The organism is Streptomyces sp. NPDC058880 (assembly GCF_042742535.1).
In the GTDB taxonomy this organism is placed as follows: domain Bacteria; phylum Actinomycetota; class Actinomycetes; order Streptomycetales; family Streptomycetaceae; genus Streptomyces.
The window spans coordinates 1-16,159 of record NZ_JBHYMC010000027.1 but is presented as its reverse complement, the minus strand read 5'-3'; the positions used below and the strand labels follow the sequence as shown (position 1 = coordinate 16,159).

The window sequence follows — 16,159 nt, the reverse complement described above, 5'->3', positions numbered from 1 at the left end:
GAGCCCCCGCGGCCCGGCCGGATCGGGTCCCGCCGGGCGGAGGGCCGCAGGAGGGCCCCTAGAATCGGGGGATCATGGCCTACCTCGACCACGCCGCCACCACCCCCATGCTGCCGGAGGCCGCCGCGGCGATGACCGCGCAGTTCGCCGCCACGGGGAACGCCTCGTCCTTGCACGCCGCCGGCCGCCGGGCCCGCCGTACCGTCGAGGAGGCCCGCGAGGCCTTCGCCGAGGCGATCGGCGCACGCCCCAGCGAGGTGGTCTTCACCGCGGGCGGCACGGAAGCCGACAACCTCGCCGTCAAGGGCCTCTACTGGGCCCGGCGCGACGCCGACCCCGCCCGCACCCGGGTCATCGCCAGCCCCGTCGAGCACCACGCCGTCCTCGACGCCGTGCACTGGCTCGCCGAGCACGAGGGCGCCGAGGTCGACTACCTGCCCGTGGACCGCTACGGGCGCGTGCACCCCGACGCCTTCCGCGAAGCCGTCGAGCGCAACCCCGGCGACATCGCCCTGGCCACCGTCATGTGGGCCAACAACGAGATCGGCACCGTCATGCCGGTCCGTGAACTGGCCGACACCGCCCGCGAGGCCGGCATCCCGCTGCACTCCGACGCCGTCCAGGCCTTCGGGCAGCTCGACGTCCACTTCGGCGACAGCGGCCTCGCCGCCATGACCGTCAGCGGTCACAAGATCGGCGGCCCCTACGGCATCGGAGCGCTGCTCCTCGGCCGCGACCAGAGTCCCGTACCCGTCCTGCACGGCGGCGGGCAGGAACGGCACGTCCGCTCCGGCACCCTCGACGTTCCCGCCATCGCCGCCTTCGCGGTGGCCGCCGTCGTCGCCGCCGAGCGGCGGGAGCGGTTCGCCGCCGAGGTCGGCGCCCTGCGCGACGACCTGGTGGCCGCGGTCCTCGCGGCCGTGCCCGACGCCGTCCTCGGAGGCGACCCCGACGAGCGGCTTCCGGCCAACGCGCACTTCAGCTTCCCCGGCTGTGAGGGCGACTCCCTGCTGCTCCTGCTCGACGCCCAGGGCATCGAGTGCTCCACCGGATCGGCGTGCACCGCGGGCGTGGCCCAGCCGAGCCATGTCCTGCTGGCGGCCGGCACCGATCCTCGGCTGGCCCGCGGCACTCTGCGTTTCTCCCTCGGCCACACCTCCACCAAGGAGGACGTTGCCGCCCTGGCCGCGGCCATCGGTCCCGCGGTGGAGCGGGCCCGGACGGCCGGTCTCAGCTGATCGCGGGGAGGCTCAGGCCGGAGCGGCCAGGGCCTCCCGAACCATGCGCAGGTAGCGGTCCCAGTCCCAGTGCCCGCCCGGATCCGTGTGATCGGCGCCGGGCACCTCGGAGTGCCCGACGATGTGCTTGCGGTCCGCCGGGAAGTCGTAGCGGCGGCAGATGTCGGCGGCCAGCCGGGCCGAAGCCGCGTACAGGGCGTCCGTGAAGTCCTCCGGCCGGTCCACGAAACCGACGTGCTCGATGCCGACGCTGCGCTCGTTCATCGACCGGTTGCCCGCGTGGAAGGCCACGTCCAACTCGCGCACCATCTGCTCCACATGCCCGTCTCCCCGGACTATGTAGTGCGCCGAAGCCTTGTGCCACGGATTCTTGAAGGCGTCCACCGAGGACTGGAAGCCGCCCTGTGTGACGTGCACGACGATCCGGTCCACCCGGTAGTCGTCGGGCCGGTCGGCCATCCGCCAGTTCGCCGGCGAGGCGGCCGTCCAGCCCGCCCCCGCGTGGTCGATCTCGCCCTCCTTGCGCGGCTTGGCCACTCCCGGCAGCAGCCACCACGCGCGGCGGATCTCCTCCCGGCCGGCGACCGCCCCCGCGGCGACGATGCCCAGCCCGCCGAGCAGCACCGCCCGGCGCGTCCGCCCCGACTTCGATCTCTTGTTCCCCTGCTCGGCCATGTGATCCACCCCCTGTAGCCGATAACGCGCTGTGACCCCGCTCGGTTCCCCCGTACCCTGGACGGTGCTATGACTGAGAACCTGCCGCGCACCGACCGCCCCCTTCGCGTCCTGGCCGCCATGTCCGGCGGAGTGGACTCCGCCGTCGCAGCCGCCCGCGCCGTCGAAGCCGGGCACGACGTGACCGGCGTCCACCTCGCGCTCTCCGCGAACCCGCAGTCCTTCCGGACCGGAGCCCGTGGCTGCTGCACCATCGAGGACTCCCGCGACGCCCGCCGTGCCGCGGACGTCATCGGTATCCCCTTCTACGTCTGGGACCTCGCCGAGCGCTTCCGCGAGGACGTCGTCGAGGACTTCATCTCCGAGTACGAGGCCGGGCGCACCCCGAACCCCTGCCTGCGCTGCAACGAGAAGATCAAGTTCGCCGCGCTGCTCGACAAGGCCCTCGCCCTCGGCTTCGACGCCGTCTGCACCGGCCACTACGCCACCGTCGTGCTGAAGGAGGACGGCTCCCGCGAGCTGCACCGCGCCTCCGACCTGGCCAAGGACCAGTCCTACGTCCTCGGCGTCCTCGACGACAAGCAGCTCGCCCACGCCCTCTTCCCGCTCGGCGACACCCTCACCACCAAGGAAGAGATCCGCGCCGAGGCGGAGGCCCGCGGCCTGGCCGTCGCGAAGAAGCCCGACAGCCACGACATCTGCTTCATCGCCGACGGAGACACCCAGGGCTTCCTCACCGGCCGCCTCGGCAAGGCCGAGGGCGACATCGTCGACGGGGCCACCGGCGAGAAGGTCGGCACGCACGACGGCGCCTTCGGCTTCACCATCGGCCAGCGCAAGGGCCTGCGGATCGGCCACCCGGCCCCCGACGGCAAGCCGCGCTACGTGCTCGACATCTCCCCGGTGAACAACACCGTCACCGTCGGACCCGTCGAGGCCCTCGACGTCAGCGCCCTCACCGCGATCCGCCCCCGCTGGTGCGGGGCCGAGGCGGCCGCCCCGGGCACCTACACCGCCCAGCTGCGCGCCCACGGCGGAGAGACCGAGGTCTTCGCAGAGGTGGTGGACGGCGAGTTGCGCGTCTCCTTCGCCGAGCCCGTCCGCGGCGTGGCCCCCGGCCAGGCGATCGTGCTCTACGACGGCACCCGCGTGGTCGGCTCCGCCACCATCGCGACGACGACGCGGGCCGCGGCCGCCGTCTGACGGACCGGCTCAGACCACCGTCAGGACGATCTTGCCGGTGGTGCGGCCCTGCTCGCCGATCTCGTGGGCCTTCGCGGCCTGCTCCAGCGGGAGCACCGTCTCGATCAGCGGCTTCAGCAGGCCCCGGTCCGCGAGGTCTGCGATCGCCTCCAGGCCCTTCAGGTCCGGGTCGACCAGCACCCAGGTCGCGTTCACCCCGTCGGCGCCCGCCGGGACGGAGTCCGGGCCGGGCAGCGAGATCAGGTGGCCGCCGGCCTTGAGGACCTTCAGGCTGCGCTCGGCGGTGTCGCCGCCCAGCGCGTCCAGCACGACGTCGACGTCCGAGACCGCCCCGGCGAAGTCCACCGAGCGGTAGTCGATCAGCTCGTCGGCGCCCAGCCCGCGCAGCACCTCGTGCTTGGCCGCGCTGGCGGTGCCGATCACGTACGCGCCGCGGGCCTTGGCGATCTGCACCGCCAGGTGCCCGACCCCGCCGGCCGCCGCGTGCACGAGCACCCGCTGCCCGGCCGTGACGCCGGCGGTGTCCACCAGTGCCTGCCACGCGGTGAGCGCCGCCAGCGGCAGCGCCGCCGCCTGCACGTGGTCGAGGGAGCCGGGCTTGCGGGCGAAGTGCCGCGCCGGCGCCGCCACGTACTGCGCGTAGCCCCCCGCCTGGCGCGGGAAGTGCGGCATGCCGTACACCTCGTCGCCCGGGGCGTACAGGGTCACGCCCGGGCCGACGGCCTCGACGGTGCCGGACACGTCCCAGCCCACGACCGGGGTCTCGCCCCAGGTGATCAGGGCGCCGCTCGCGCGGGTCTTCCAGTCGACCGGGTTGACGCCTGCCGCGTGGACCCGGACGAGGACCTCGCCCAGACCGGGCTCCGGCCGCTCGATTTCCCGCTCGACCAGGTTCTCCGGGCCGCCCCACTTGTCGACGACGATCGCGCGCATCTCAGTCCGCCTCATTCCGTTCGTTCGCGTCCGCTACCGGGCCGTTCCCCGGCGACGCGTCCCAGATTCGGACAGGGGGAACGCCCATGGTGTTGGCCGTTTGGCCACTGTGTGACAGGATCTGGCCATGGGTGAGATGCGGGAGCACATCGAGGACACGGCCCGTCGCGGAAGCGGAGCGGGCGGCCGCCACCTGGTCGCCGTCCTGGCCCTCCCCGGCTTCCCGCCGTTCGAGCTCGGCATCCCCTCCCGGGTCTTCGGCAGCGCCGTGGACGACGACGGCGAGGCCTTGTACGAGGTCGTCGTCTGCACCGCCGACGGCGCCCCGGTCCCCAGCGACTCCGGGTTCACCCTCCAGCCCGCCGCCGGGCCCGAGGCCCTCGCCGCCGCCGACACGGTGATCGTCCCGCCCACCCACGCCATGCCCGAGCTCGGCCGCGGCGGACCGCTGCCGCCCGCCGTCGCCGCGGCCATCGCCGGCATCCGCCCCGGCACCCGCCTGGTGTCGATCTGCTCCGGCTCCTACGTGCTCGCCGCCGCCGGACTCCTCGACGACCGCCCCGCCACCACGCACTGGAACCTCGCCGAGGAATTCCGCCGCGCCTACCCCCGGGTCCGCCTCGACGAGGACGTCCTGTTCGTCGACGACGGCGACGTCCTGACCTCGGCCGGCGTCTCCGCCGGAGTGGACCTGTGCCTGTACCTGATCCGCCGTGACCACGGCGTGACCGTCACCAACCGGGCCGCCCGCATGTGCGTCGTACCGCCCTGGCGCGACGGCGGACAGGCCCAGTTCATCGACCGGCCCGTCCCCGAGCCCACCGTCGCCACCACCACCGCCACCCGGGCCTGGGCCCTGGAACGCCTCGCCGAGCCGGTCAGCCTCGGCGAGCTCGCCGCCCACGCCCGGATGAGCCTGCGCACCTTCACCCGGCGCTTCCGCGACGAGGTCGGCATGACCCCGGTGCAGTGGCTCACCGCCCAACGCCTCGAAAGGGCCCGGCACCTGCTGGAGTCCAGCGACCTCCCGGTCGACCTCGTCGCCCACCGGTCCGGCTTCGGCTCCGCGAACTCCCTGCGCCAGCACATGCGCGCGTCCCTCGGCGTCTCCCCGATCGCCTACCGGCGCACCTTCCAGCCCGCCGCTGCCCCGGCATGACCCCGGAGGTCATCGCCACCGCGGCCGCGAGCGGCCAGGATCGGACCAACGGCCCGCACCGGCGGACCGTTCGGCACCGACCAGGGAGCGGACCATGACCGCGTACGCCATCGCCCACCTGCGCCCCGAGACGATGAACGAGGACGTCCTCACCTACATCGAGGCCATCCAGTCGACACTGGACCCCCACGGCGGCCGTTTCCTCGTGCACGGCAGGCAGGTCGAGGTCCTGGAGGGCCCCTTCCCCGGCACCGTCGTCGTCATCGGCTTCCCCGACATCGAGCGGGCCCGCGCCTGGTACGCCTCCGACGCCTACCAGGCCATCCTCCCCCTGCGTACGAAGCACATAGCCGGCGAAGCCGTACTGGTCGAGGGCGTCCCGGTCGACTACGACGCCTCGCAGACGGCCGCGGCCCTGCGCGCCGAAGCCGGCCTCTGACGGTCGCCCGGGCCGCGTTCGTCCTCGCGGGGCCCGCGCAGCCGCCGCCGGCACCTGACCTCGACCTTCGGGCCCCGCGCGGGCTCGGGGGTGCGAGCATGTGCGGTATGGCTACTCACCTGATCACCGGTGCCGGTTCCGGCATCGGCGCCGCCGTCGCGACCCGTCTGCACGCCCGCGGCGACGACCTCGTCCTCCTGGCCCGCGACGCCGCCCGCGGCAAGCAGCTCGTCGAGCGCTACCCCGGCTCCCGGGCCCTCGTGGGCGACCTCGCCGATCCGGACCGGCTCTCCTGGGCCTTCTCCCAGCAGGCGATCCCCGAGCGCATCGACTCGCTCCTGCACATCGCCGGGATCGTCGACCTCGGCCCGGTGGGGGAGCTGCGGCCCAAGACCTGGCACCAGCAGCTCAACGTGAACCTGGTCGCCCCCGCCGAGGTGACCCGGCTGCTGCTGCCGACCCTGCGCGCCTCCAAGGCCACCGTCGTCTTCGTCAACTCCGGCGCCGGTCTCAACGCCCACGCCGACTGGAGCGCGTACGCCGCCTCCAAGCACGGCCTGAAGGCCCTCGCCGACTCGCTGCGCGCCGAGGAGCGGGCCAACGGCATCCGGGTCACCTCCGTCTACCCGGGCCGCACCGCCAGCCCCATGCAGGCCAAGGTGCACTCCCAGGAGGGCAAGGAGTACGACCCCGCCGCCTGGATCGACCCCGAGTCGGTGGCGACCACAGTCCTGATGGCCGTCGACCTGCCCCGCGACGCCGAGGTCAACGACCTGTCCGTGAGGCCGGGCCGATGAGCGCCGGCGCGACCGGAGTCGGTTCGCTGCCCGGCGGCGACGCCCGCGAGGCCGCCAAGACCGCGACCGGATCCTTCGAGGACTTCCCGTACCTTCCCGAACTGCCCGCCCGCGGCCCCGGCGCCGACATGATCGGCCGCACGACCGGGCTGCTCGTCGACCTGTACGCGCACGTGGAGCCCAGCGGCTGGCGGATCAGCGACCGGCCCGGGCGCGACACCCGCCGGGCCAGGTCCTGGCTGGGCGAGGACCTGGACGCTTTGGAGGAGTTCACCCAGGGTTACACCGGCAAGCTGAAGATCCAGGCGGTCGGGCCGTGGACGCTGGCCGCCGGCCTGGAGCTGCACGGCGGCGAGGCGATGCTGCAGGACGCGGGAGCCTGCCGCGACCTGGCCGGATCGCTCGCCGAGGGGCTGCGCGAGCACCTGGCCGATGTGCGCAGGCGGATCCCCGGCGCCGACGTCGTGCTGCAGCTCGACGAGCCGTCCCTGACGGCCGTGCTGCGCGGCCGCGTCCGCTCCGCGAGCGGCTACCGCACCTACCGCGCCGTGGACCGGCAGGTCGTCGAGGGCGTCCTGCGCGATCTGTTCGCCGTCCACGACGGCGACGTGATCGTCCACTCCTGCGCACCCGAAGTTCCCTTCGGCTTGCTGCGCCGGGCCGGCGCCACGGGAGTGTCGTTCGATTTCTCCCTGCTCACGGAGCGCGAGGACGACGCCGTCGGGGAGGCCGTCGAAGGCGGTACGAAGCTCTTCGTCGGAGTGGTGGCGGGCACCGACGGCCCGTTGTCCGACCCGGGCGGTAGCGTCATGGGTGTCAGGAAGCTCTGGCGCAGGCTGGGGCTGGCCCCGGGGACTCTGGCGGAGTCCGTCGTGGTCACCCCCTCGTGCGGTCTGGCGGGCGCCTCGCCCGCCTACGCCCGTGCGGTGCAGGCACATTGCGCCAGGGCGGCGAGGTCGCTCGCCGACAACCCTGAGTGACGGTCGAGACGGGCCACGGGAGGACACGGCATGGCAGCCGAACAGCAGGACACGGCAGTACCGGCGGCGGTGCGTGAACAGCACCAGCTGCTGGCCGAGCAGGTCGAGGAGCACCGCTTCCGGTACTACGTGAACGACCAGCCGGTCGTCAGCGACGCCGAGTTCGACCGGCTGCTGCGTTCGCTGGAGGCGCTGGAGGAGGAGTTCCCGGAGCTGCGCACGCCCGACTCGCCCACCCAGAAGGTGGCCGGGGCGTACGAGACGGACTTCGCCTCCGTCGAGCACCGCGAGCGCATGCTCTCCCTCGACAACGCCTTCGACGACGAGGAACTGGCCGCCTGGGCCGATCGGGTGGCCCGGGACACCGGCAGCTCCGCCTACCACTACCTGTGCGAGTTGAAGGTGGACGGCCTCGCCGTCAACCTCACCTACGAGCACGGCCGGCTCACCCGGGCGGCCACCCGCGGCGACGGCCGCACCGGTGAGGACATCACGCCCAACGTCCGCACCATCGCCGAGATCCCGGACCGCCTCTCGGGCGAGCGGATCCCGACGCTCGTCGAGATCCGTGGCGAGGTCTACTTCCCGATGGAGAAGTTCGAGGAGCTCAACGCCAGACTCGTCGCGGCGGAGGGCAAGCCCTTCGCCAACCCGCGCAACGCCGCGGCCGGTTCCCTGCGCCAGAAGGACCCGAAGGTCACGGCGACCCGCCCGCTGCACATGGTCGTCCACGGCATCGGCGCCCGCGAGGGTTTCGCGATCGAGCGTCAGTCCCAGGCGTACGAGCTGCTGCGCGAGTGGGGCCTGCCCACCGCCCGGCACAACAAGGTGGTGTCCTCCCTCGCCGAGGTCCGGGATTTCATCGCGGAGTTCGGTGAGAACCGGCACTCGGTGGAGCACGAGATCGACGGCGTGGTCGTCAAGCTCGACGAGATCGCCCTCCAGGGCCGGCTCGGCTCCACCGCCCGCGCCCCGCGCTGGGCCATCGCCTGGAAGTACGCCCCCGAAGAGGTCAACACCAAGCTGATCGACATCAAGGTCGGTGTCGGGCGTACGGGGCGCGTGACGCCCTACGCGCAGGTGGAGCCGGTGACGGTGGCGGGCTCCGAGGTCGAGTTCGCGACCCTGCACAACCAGGAGGTCGTCAGGGCCAAGGGCGTGCTCATCGGTGACACCGTGGTCCTGCGCAAGGCCGGTGACGTGATCCCCGAGATCCTCGGCCCGGTGGTCGACCTGCGCGACGGCACCGAGCGGGAGTTCGAGATGCCCACCGAATGCCCCGCGTGCGGGACGGCGCTGCGCCCCATGAAGGAGGGGGACATCGACGTCCGGTGCCCCAATGCCCAGACCTGCCCCGCCCAGCTGCGCGAGCGGCTCTTCTACCTGGCCGGCCGGCAGTCCCTGGACATCGAGAACTTCGGCATGGTCGCCGCCGCCGCCCTGACCGGCCCGCTGGAGCCGGCGCAGCCGCCCCTGCTCGACGAGGGAGACCTCTTCGCCCTGACCGTCGAGCAGCTGCTGCCCATCAAGGCGTACGTCCTGGACCAGGACAGCGGCCTGCCCAAGCGGGACCCGAAGACCGGCGAGGAGAAGATCGTCACGGTCTTCGCCAACCAGAAGGGCGAGCCGAAGAAGAACGCCCTGGCGATGCTGGAGAACATCGCCGCGGCCAAGGAGCGCCCGCTCGCCCGCATCATCAACGGCCTGTCCATCCGCCACGTCGGACCGGTCGCGGCCGAGGCGCTGGCCCGTGAGTTCCGGTCCGTCGCGGCCATCGAAGCGGCGACCGAGGAGCAGCTCACCGCCACCGACGGGGTCGGCGCGATCATCGCCGCCTCGCTGAAGGAGTGGTTCGCGGTCGACTGGCACCAGGAGATCCTGCGCAAGTGGCGTGAGGCCGGGGTCCGGATGGAGGAGGAAGGTTCCGCCGAGGAAGAGGGGCCCCGGCCGCTGGAGGGCCTGACCGTGGTCGTCACCGGTACTTTGCAGAGCCACACGCGGGACGGCGCCAAGGAGGCCCTCCAGAGCCGCGGTGCCAAGGTCACCGGATCCGTCTCGAAGAAGACCTCCTTCGTCGTGGTCGGCGACAACCCCGGTTCGAAGTACGACAAGGCAGTCCAGTTGAAGCTGCCCGTCCTCGACGACGCCGGGTTCGCCGTGCTGCTGGAGCAGGGTCCGGACGCGGCACGCGCAGCAGCGCTCCCCGTGGACGGTGAGTCCGAAGGGGAGTAGTACCGACCGGGTGATCCCCGAGGGGGAGTAGCGAAGGCGAACGGATGCGTGGCGTGTTGCCGTGAGGACGGGCGCACGCCAGGCGTGGCGGACGGTGGTAAACGGCCGGTACAAGGCTGGTCGCGGGGCGGCGACCTGTCGGATCATCGGACGGGCGGCGGGGCCCCGGTCCAAACTCACCCGTTCGGCGGATACCGTACTGATGAGGATGGCTGGGTCGCATTCGGGCAACCACTGCCGACCGCTGCCCCTGGGAGCCTCCCGCGTCCTACTGTTGAGGGGTGCGCCAGTCGTGCACACGGCTGCGGGATGCGATTCCGGCCGTGGTGGCATGACATGGGGGCCATCGCGTGACATCGGCATCGCCGGCTGTGAGAGGTACGGGCATGAAACCCACCGAAAGCGCCGACCCGTCACCTGAATTCGGCGGGGAGATCCCGCCCATGCGGGCGGGCAGGCTCGGCGTCCTGCGGGCCAGGACTCCGGACACCCGACCGGTCGACACCGGTGAGGGCGGGCAGGGGCGGCGCGGCGTGCTGCCCTTCCTCGTCGTGGGTCTCGCGGTCGTGGTGCTCACCACCGGCGTCGCATCCGCCCTGATCGGCCGTCATGCGCTGTTCCCCGGCGGGCCGGTCGGCTGGGCCCTGGCCCTCCTCACCGGCATCATCGTCGGCCACCTCGTCGCCCTCGGCCGGGACCGCTGGTGGGGCGGCACCGGATCGGGCGCCGCGCTCACCCTCGCCGTGCTCATCCTCTACGGCTGGGTGCCCGCCGGACTGGTCTCGCTCGCGGTGGTCTCCCTGGTCGGCGCCGCCCGCAGACACCGCTGGCGACAGGGGCTGCTCCACGGCTCCGTCGACATCCTCGGCATCGCCGCCGGTGCCCTCGTGCTCGCCGCCTTCGGCGAGGCGCCCACCGTCGAAGCCCCCTGGCCGCCCACCACCTGGGGGCTGGACGCCCTGCCCGAGATCGTCCTCGTCGCCGTCGCCTATCTGCTCGCCACCCGGTTCCTGCTCTGGATCGCCCTGGCCCCGCGCGGCGCCGGGCTGCCCACCGTCGCCCGGACCGCCCTGCTCCGACAGGCGTTAGTGGCGGTCGCGCTGCTCGGCATCGCGCCCCTCATCTGCGTGGTGGCGGTCACCAAGCCGGTCCTGCTGCCGCTGTTCGCCGTACCGCTCATCGCGCTGGACTCCACCCTCTGGATCGCCCGGGCGCGCGCCGAGGAGCAGCTACGGGACCCGCTGACCGGGCTGCCGAACCGGCAGTGGCTGCTGGAGCGGGCCTGGTCGGCCCTCGACGAGGCGGAGCGCCTGGGCACCCGGGCCGCCCTCGTGCTGATCGACCTCGACCGCTTCCGGGCGGTCAACGACACCCTGGGCCATCTGGCGGGCGACCGGCTCCTCCTCCAGATCGCCGACCGGCTGCGCCAGGCGCTGCCCGAGGAGGCCGAGGCCGCCCGCCTGGGCGGCGACGAGTTCGCCGTCCTGCTCCCCGTCGCGGACTCCACCACCAGCGCCCAGCGCATCGCGCGCCACCTGGTCGCGGAACTCAGCTCCCCGCTCGACCTGGACGGCCTCACACTCGTCCTGGAGGCCAGCGCCGGCCTCGCCGTCTTCCCCGACCACGCGCTGGACGCGGAAGGCCTGCTGCGGCGCGCGGACGTGGCGATGTACCAGGCCAAGCGGGACCGCACGGGCGTGGAAGTGTACGAATCCAAGCGCGACAGCAACACCCCCGACCGGCTGGGTCTCCTCGGCGACCTCCGAAGGGCCCTCGACGCGGGCGAAGTGGAACTCCACTACCAGCCGAAGGTCCGCTTCGACGGGCAGGTCGCCGGACTCGAAGCGCTAGTGCGCTGGGTCCACCCGGAACGCGGCCGGGTGCCCCCGGACGAGTTCATCGCGATCGCCGAGACGTCCGGGCTGATGCCGCACCTGACGGAGTACGTCCTGGAGACGGCCCTGGCCCAGGTGGCACGCTGGCGTGCACAGGGCCTGAAGGTCCCGGTCGCCGTCAACGTTTCGCCGCGCGACGTCCACACGCCCGGCTTCGCCGGCGCGGTGGCCGCGCGGCTGGCCCGCCACGGTGTCCCGGCCAGCGGCCTGCAGCTGGAGATAACGGAACACGTCCTGCTGGAGGACCCCCAGCGGGCGGCGGACACCATGGCCGGCCTCACCGGGCACGGTGTGAAGATGTCCCTGGACGACTTCGGCACCGGCTACTCCTCCCTCGTCCACCTGCGCCGCCTGCCGGTCAGCGAGCTGAAGATCGACCGTTCCTTCGTGGGACGGCTCGCCGTCGACACGCAGGACGCGGAGATCGTCCGGTGCACCGTCGACCTCGCACACTCGCTCGGCCTGCTCGTCGTGGCAGAGGGCGTCGAGGACGACGAGACCTGGGAGCGGCTGCGAGACCTGGGCTGCGACGCCGTACAGGGATGGCTGGTGGCCGCCGCGATGCCGCCGCAGGAAGCCACCGCCTGGCTGCTGGCCCGGGGCGAGCGCGGCTGGCGACGCCCGGCGGACATCACGGCGGAACTGGCCGCCGCCGAGGCCGACGCGGTCTGACCGCCCCCGGGCCCGGCCGGCCGGGCGGCGCGCCCGCCGGAGCGCCCCCAGGACCCCGCGCCCCCCACGCCGGCGGGGCCGGCACCCGACCCCGCCCGCCTTCGGCCGGGACGCCGCGCGGGCCCCGTGCGGCGTCCCGGCCAAACCGTTTCGCAGGCCGGGCGCCGGGCCCCCTAGGATTGAGCCCGAAACTACACATCCACCCACCCCCAGAGGATCGCTGCATGCCTGGCATTACGCGCGAGGAGGTCGTCCACCTCGCACGGCTGGCGCGCCTTGAGCTGTCCAGCAACGAGCTGGATCACTTCGCCGGACAGCTCGACGACATCATCGGCGCGGTCGCCCGTGTCTCCGAGGTCGCCGACCAAGACGTCCCGCCGACCTCCCACCCGCTGCCGCTGACGAACGTCATGCGCGCGGACGAGGTCCGTCCGTCGCTCACCCCCGAGCAGGCGCTCTCCGGTGCTCCCGCCCAGGAGCAGCAGCGTTTCAAGGTGCCGCAGATCCTGGGGGAGGACTAACAGCCATGGTCGACATCATCAAGCTCACGGCCGCCGAGACCGCCGAGAAGATCGCCTCCGGCGAGCTCACCGCCGTCGAGGTCACCGAGGCCCACCTGGCCCGCATCGACGCCACCGACGAGAAGGTCAACGCCTTCCTGTACGTGGACCGCGAGGGCGCGCTGGCCCAGGCCCGCGCCGTCGACGCCAAGCGCGAGGCGGGCGAGAAGCTCGGCCCGCTGGCCGGTGTACCGCTCGCCCTCAAGGACATCTTCACCACCGTCGGGGTCCCCACCACCGTCGGTTCGAAGATCCTCGAAGGCTGGATCCCGCCCTACGACGCCACCCTGACGCGCAAGCTCAAGGAAGCCGACGTCGTCATCCTCGGCAAGACCAACATGGACGAGTTCGCCATGGGGTCCTCCACCGAGAACAGCGCCTATGGCCCCACCGGCAACCCGTGGGACCTCACCCGCATCCCCGGCGGCTCCGGCGGTGGCTCCGCCGCGGCCCTCGCCGCCTTCCAGGCCCCGCTCGCCATCGGCACCGACACCGGCGGATCCATCCGCCAGCCCGCAGCCGTCACCGGCACGGTCGGTGTGAAGCCCACCTACGGCGGTGTCTCCCGCTACGGCATGGTCGCCTTCTCCTCCTCCCTCGACCAGGGCGGGCCCTGCGCCCGTACGGTCCTGGACGCGGCCCTGCTGCACGAGGTGATCGCCGGCCACGACCCGCTCGACTCCACCTCCATCGACGCCCCGGTCCCGCCGGTCGTCGAGGCCGCCCGCAACGGCTCCGTCGCCGGCCTGCGCGTCGGTGTGGTCAAGCAGTTCGCCGGAGAGGGCTACCAGGCCGGTGTCGTCCAGCGCTTCAACGAGTCGGTGGAGCTCCTCAAGGAGCTCGGCGCCGAGATCGTCGAGCTGGACTGCCCGTCCTTCGACCTCGCGATGGCCGCGTACTACCTGATCGCGCCGTCCGAGTGCTCCTCGAACCTGGCCCGCTTCGACGCCATGCGCTACGGCCTGCGCGTCGGGGACGACGGCACCAAGTCCGCCGAGGACGTCACCGCCCTGACCCGCGAGGCCGGCTTCGGCGACGAGGTCAAGCGCCGCATCATCCTCGGCACGTACGCGCTCAGCTCCGGCTACTACGACGCGTACTACGGCTCCGCCCAGAAGGTCCGCACGCTGATCTCGCAGGACTTCGAGAAGTCCTTCGAGCAGGTCGACGTGATCGTCTCCCCGACCACCCCGACCACCGCCTTCCCGATCGGCGAGCGCACCGACGACCCCCTCGCCATGTACCTCGCGGACCTGTGCACCATCCCGACCAACCTGGCCGGCAACTCCGCCATGTCGCTGCCCTGCGGCCTGGCACCGGAGGACGGTCTCCCGGTCGGGCTCCAGATCATCGCCCCGGCGATGAAGGACGACCGGCTCTACAGGGTCGGTGCCGCCGTCGAGGCCGCCTTCGTCGCACGCTGGGGTCACCCGCTGCTCGAGGAGGCACCGTCGCTGTGAGCACCAGTGCACTGTCCAAGGCCAAGGGCTTCAAGAAGTCCAAGACCGGCACCTACCTGTCGATCGGCACCACGGCCTTCGGCGCCGTCAGCGTGATCAAGCAGGTCAAGAAGGCCCGCAGCGAGAACGACATGCTGAAGCTGGTCGACGCCGCCGTGTCCGCCGCCGCCATCGTCACCGGCCTCGCGATCCTGTACCGGGAGCTCAAGCGCCTGGGCGACGACGACGTCCTGCTGGGCTGAGAGGGAAAGTTTCACCGTGACCACCTTCACCGAACTGCTGTCGTACGAGGACGCCCTGGCGTCGTACGACCCCGTCATGGGCCTTGAGGTCCATGTCGAGCTCGGCACCAGGACCAAGATGTTCTGCGGCTGCTCGACCGAGCTCGGCGGCGAGCCCAACTCGCAGACCTGCCCCACCTGCCTCGGCCTGCCCGGCTCGCTCCCGGTCGTCAACGCGATCGGCGTCGAGTCCGCAGTCAAGATCGGCCTCGCGCTGAACTGCGAGATCGCCGAGTGGTGCCGCTTCGCCCGGAAGAACTACTTCTATCCGGACATGCCGAAGAACTTCCAGACCTCCCAGTACGACGAGCCCATCGCCTTCAACGGCTACTTGGACGTCCAGCTGGAGGACGGCGAGATCTTCCGCGTGGAGATCGAGCGCGCCCACATGGAGGAGGACACCGGCAAGTCGCTGCACGTCGGCGGTGCCACCGGCCGCATCCACGGCGCGTCCCACTCCCTGCTGGACTACAACCGCGCCGGCATCCCGCTCATCGAGATCGTCACCAAGCCCATCGAGGGCGCGGGCGAGCGGGCCCCCGAGGTTGCCAAGGCGTACGTCGCCGAGCTGCGCGAGGTCATCAAGGCGCTCGGCGTCTCCGAGGCCCGCATGGACAAGGGCCAGATGCGCTGCGACGTGAACCTGTCGCTGCGCCCCAACGGGACCCGGGAATTCGGCACCCGCTCGGAGACCAAGAACGTCAACTCCCTGCGCTCCGTCGAGCGCGCCGCGCGCTTCGAGATCCAGCGGCACGCGGCCGTGCTGTCCTCCGGCGGCTCGATCGTCCAGGAGACCCGGCACTTCCATGAGGAGGACGGCTCCACCACGGCCGGCCGCATCAAGGACAACGCCGAGGACTACCGGTACTTCCCGGAGCCCGACCTGGTGCCCGTGGCGCCCGCCCGCGCGTGGGTGGAAGAGCTGCGCGCCGGCCTGCCCGAGATGCCGCGCGTGCGCCGCAATCGCCTCCGTGAGGAGTGGGGCGTCAGCGAGCACGACATGCAGTCGATCCTCAACGCGGGCGCGGTGGACTCCATCGTCGCCACCATCGAGGAGGGCGCCGACTCGTCCGCCGCCCGCAAGTGGTGGATGGGCGAGTTGGCCCGCAACGCCAACGAGCAGGGCGTTGTCGTCGACGAGCTGCCGATCACCCCGGCGCAGGTGGCCCGGGTCGCGGCCCTGGTCGCGGCCGGAGACCTGAACGACAAGCTGGCCCGTCAGGTCATCGAGGGGGTCCTCGCCGGCGAGGGCACCCCGGACGAGGTCGTCGAGAAGCGCGGCCTGAAGGTCGTCTCGGACGAAGGCGCGCTCGGCGCGGCCGTCGACGAGGCGATCGCGGGCAACGCGGCCATCGCCGACAAGATCCGCGGGGGCAAGATCGCCGCGGTCGGCGCCCTGGTCGGCGCGGTCATGAAGACCACCCGCGGCCAGGCCGACGCGGCGCGCGTCAAGGAGCTCATCCTGGAGCGCCTGGGCGTCGCCGGGGGCTGAGCCCTTCGGGCCCGACGGCCCGAACGCCCCGGGGCCCCGCACCGAAGGCTTGGGTTCAAGGGGTCGTCGCAACACCACTTGGTTTCAGGTGGTGAGTAGATCACGTAGACGCTCGGCTGGGGTATCCCAGTCGAGCGTCTTGC

The 16,159-nt window shown here is 72.3% G+C and carries 14 protein-coding genes; 12 read left to right on the top strand and 2 right to left on the bottom strand.

Annotation, left to right across the window (positions count from 1 at the left end; genetic code table 11):
* The first annotated feature begins 74 nt into the window (after nt 1–74).
* The gene (locus ACFW2G_RS17610) at nt 75–1,238 is read left to right on the top strand and encodes a cysteine desulfurase family protein (RefSeq protein WP_037928096.1); all 1,164 of its coding nucleotides are present in this window, start codon (nt 75–77) and stop codon (nt 1,236–1,238) included.
* Nucleotides 1,239–1,250: 12 nt separating this feature from the next.
* Here ACFW2G_RS17610 and ACFW2G_RS17605 read toward each other — a convergent pair whose 3' ends face one another.
* On the bottom strand, nt 1,251–1,913 hold the full coding sequence (locus tag ACFW2G_RS17605) for an N-acetylmuramoyl-L-alanine amidase (protein ID WP_384445588.1): 663 nt from the start codon (nt 1,911–1,913) through the stop codon (nt 1,251–1,253).
* Nucleotides 1,914–1,982: 69 nt separating this feature from the next.
* Here ACFW2G_RS17605 and mnmA point away from each other — a divergent pair, with 69 nt between their 5' ends.
* A complete protein-coding gene (gene mnmA, locus ACFW2G_RS17600) occupies nt 1,983–3,116 on the top strand; it encodes a tRNA 2-thiouridine(34) synthase MnmA (protein ID WP_384445590.1) in 1,134 nt (377 codons plus the stop codon).
* 9 nt (nt 3,117–3,125) lie between these two features.
* Here the strand turns inward: mnmA and ACFW2G_RS17595 are convergent, their stop codons facing one another.
* Nucleotides 3,126–4,049, bottom strand: a complete 924-nt coding sequence (locus ACFW2G_RS17595; RefSeq protein ID WP_384584942.1) for an NADP-dependent oxidoreductase — start codon at nt 4,047–4,049, stop codon at nt 3,126–3,128.
* Nucleotides 4,050–4,185: 136 nt separating this feature from the next.
* Between ACFW2G_RS17595 and ACFW2G_RS17590 the strand changes: the two genes are divergently transcribed.
* From ACFW2G_RS17590 to gatB, 10 genes are all read left to right on the top strand, one after another.
* Nucleotides 4,186–5,208, top strand: a complete 1,023-nt coding sequence (locus tag ACFW2G_RS17590; RefSeq protein ID WP_384584954.1) for a GlxA family transcriptional regulator — start codon at nt 4,186–4,188, stop codon at nt 5,206–5,208.
* Nucleotides 5,209–5,302: 94 nt separating this feature from the next.
* Nucleotides 5,303–5,647 (top strand): DUF1330 domain-containing protein, encoded by a 345-nt coding sequence (locus tag ACFW2G_RS17585; protein ID WP_384584945.1) that lies wholly within the window; start codon nt 5,303–5,305, stop codon nt 5,645–5,647.
* Nucleotides 5,648–5,754: 107 nt separating this feature from the next.
* Nucleotides 5,755–6,444 carry an SDR family oxidoreductase gene (locus ACFW2G_RS17580; RefSeq protein ID WP_037928115.1) on the top strand — a complete coding sequence of 230 codons (690 nt, stop codon included), beginning with the start codon at nt 5,755–5,757 and terminating at the stop codon, nt 6,442–6,444.
* On the top strand, nt 6,441–7,424 hold the full coding sequence (locus ACFW2G_RS17575) for a methionine synthase (RefSeq protein ID WP_037928119.1): 984 nt from the start codon (nt 6,441–6,443) through the stop codon (nt 7,422–7,424). The genes ACFW2G_RS17580 and ACFW2G_RS17575 overlap by 4 nt, the downstream gene beginning before the upstream one ends.
* Nucleotides 7,425–7,454: 30 nt before the next feature.
* The gene (gene ligA, locus ACFW2G_RS17570) at nt 7,455–9,656 is read left to right on the top strand and encodes an NAD-dependent DNA ligase LigA (RefSeq protein ID WP_384584948.1); all 2,202 of its coding nucleotides are present in this window, start codon (nt 7,455–7,457) and stop codon (nt 9,654–9,656) included.
* 386 nt (nt 9,657–10,042) lie between these two features.
* Entirely contained in the window at nt 10,043–12,223 is a 2,181-nt protein-coding gene (locus ACFW2G_RS17565) for a bifunctional diguanylate cyclase/phosphodiesterase (RefSeq protein ID WP_236647826.1), read from the top strand.
* A 224-nt stretch (nt 12,224–12,447) separates the two neighbouring features.
* A complete protein-coding gene (gatC, locus tag ACFW2G_RS17560) occupies nt 12,448–12,744 on the top strand; it encodes an Asp-tRNA(Asn)/Glu-tRNA(Gln) amidotransferase subunit GatC (protein WP_030030671.1) in 297 nt (98 codons plus the stop codon).
* A gap of 5 nt (nt 12,745–12,749) precedes the next feature.
* Nucleotides 12,750–14,243 carry an Asp-tRNA(Asn)/Glu-tRNA(Gln) amidotransferase subunit GatA gene (gatA, locus tag ACFW2G_RS17555; RefSeq protein WP_384584951.1) on the top strand — a complete coding sequence of 498 codons (1,494 nt, stop codon included), beginning with the start codon at nt 12,750–12,752 and terminating at the stop codon, nt 14,241–14,243.
* On the top strand, nt 14,240–14,485 hold the full coding sequence (locus tag ACFW2G_RS17550) for a hypothetical protein (RefSeq protein ID WP_037928130.1): 246 nt from the start codon (nt 14,240–14,242) through the stop codon (nt 14,483–14,485). The genes gatA and ACFW2G_RS17550 overlap by 4 nt, the downstream gene beginning before the upstream one ends.
* A 16-nt stretch (nt 14,486–14,501) precedes the next feature.
* The gene (gene gatB / locus ACFW2G_RS17545; protein ID WP_037928132.1) at nt 14,502–16,016 is read left to right on the top strand and encodes an Asp-tRNA(Asn)/Glu-tRNA(Gln) amidotransferase subunit GatB; all 1,515 of its coding nucleotides are present in this window, start codon (nt 14,502–14,504) and stop codon (nt 16,014–16,016) included.
* The last annotated feature ends 143 nt before the right edge of the window (nt 16,017–16,159 follow it).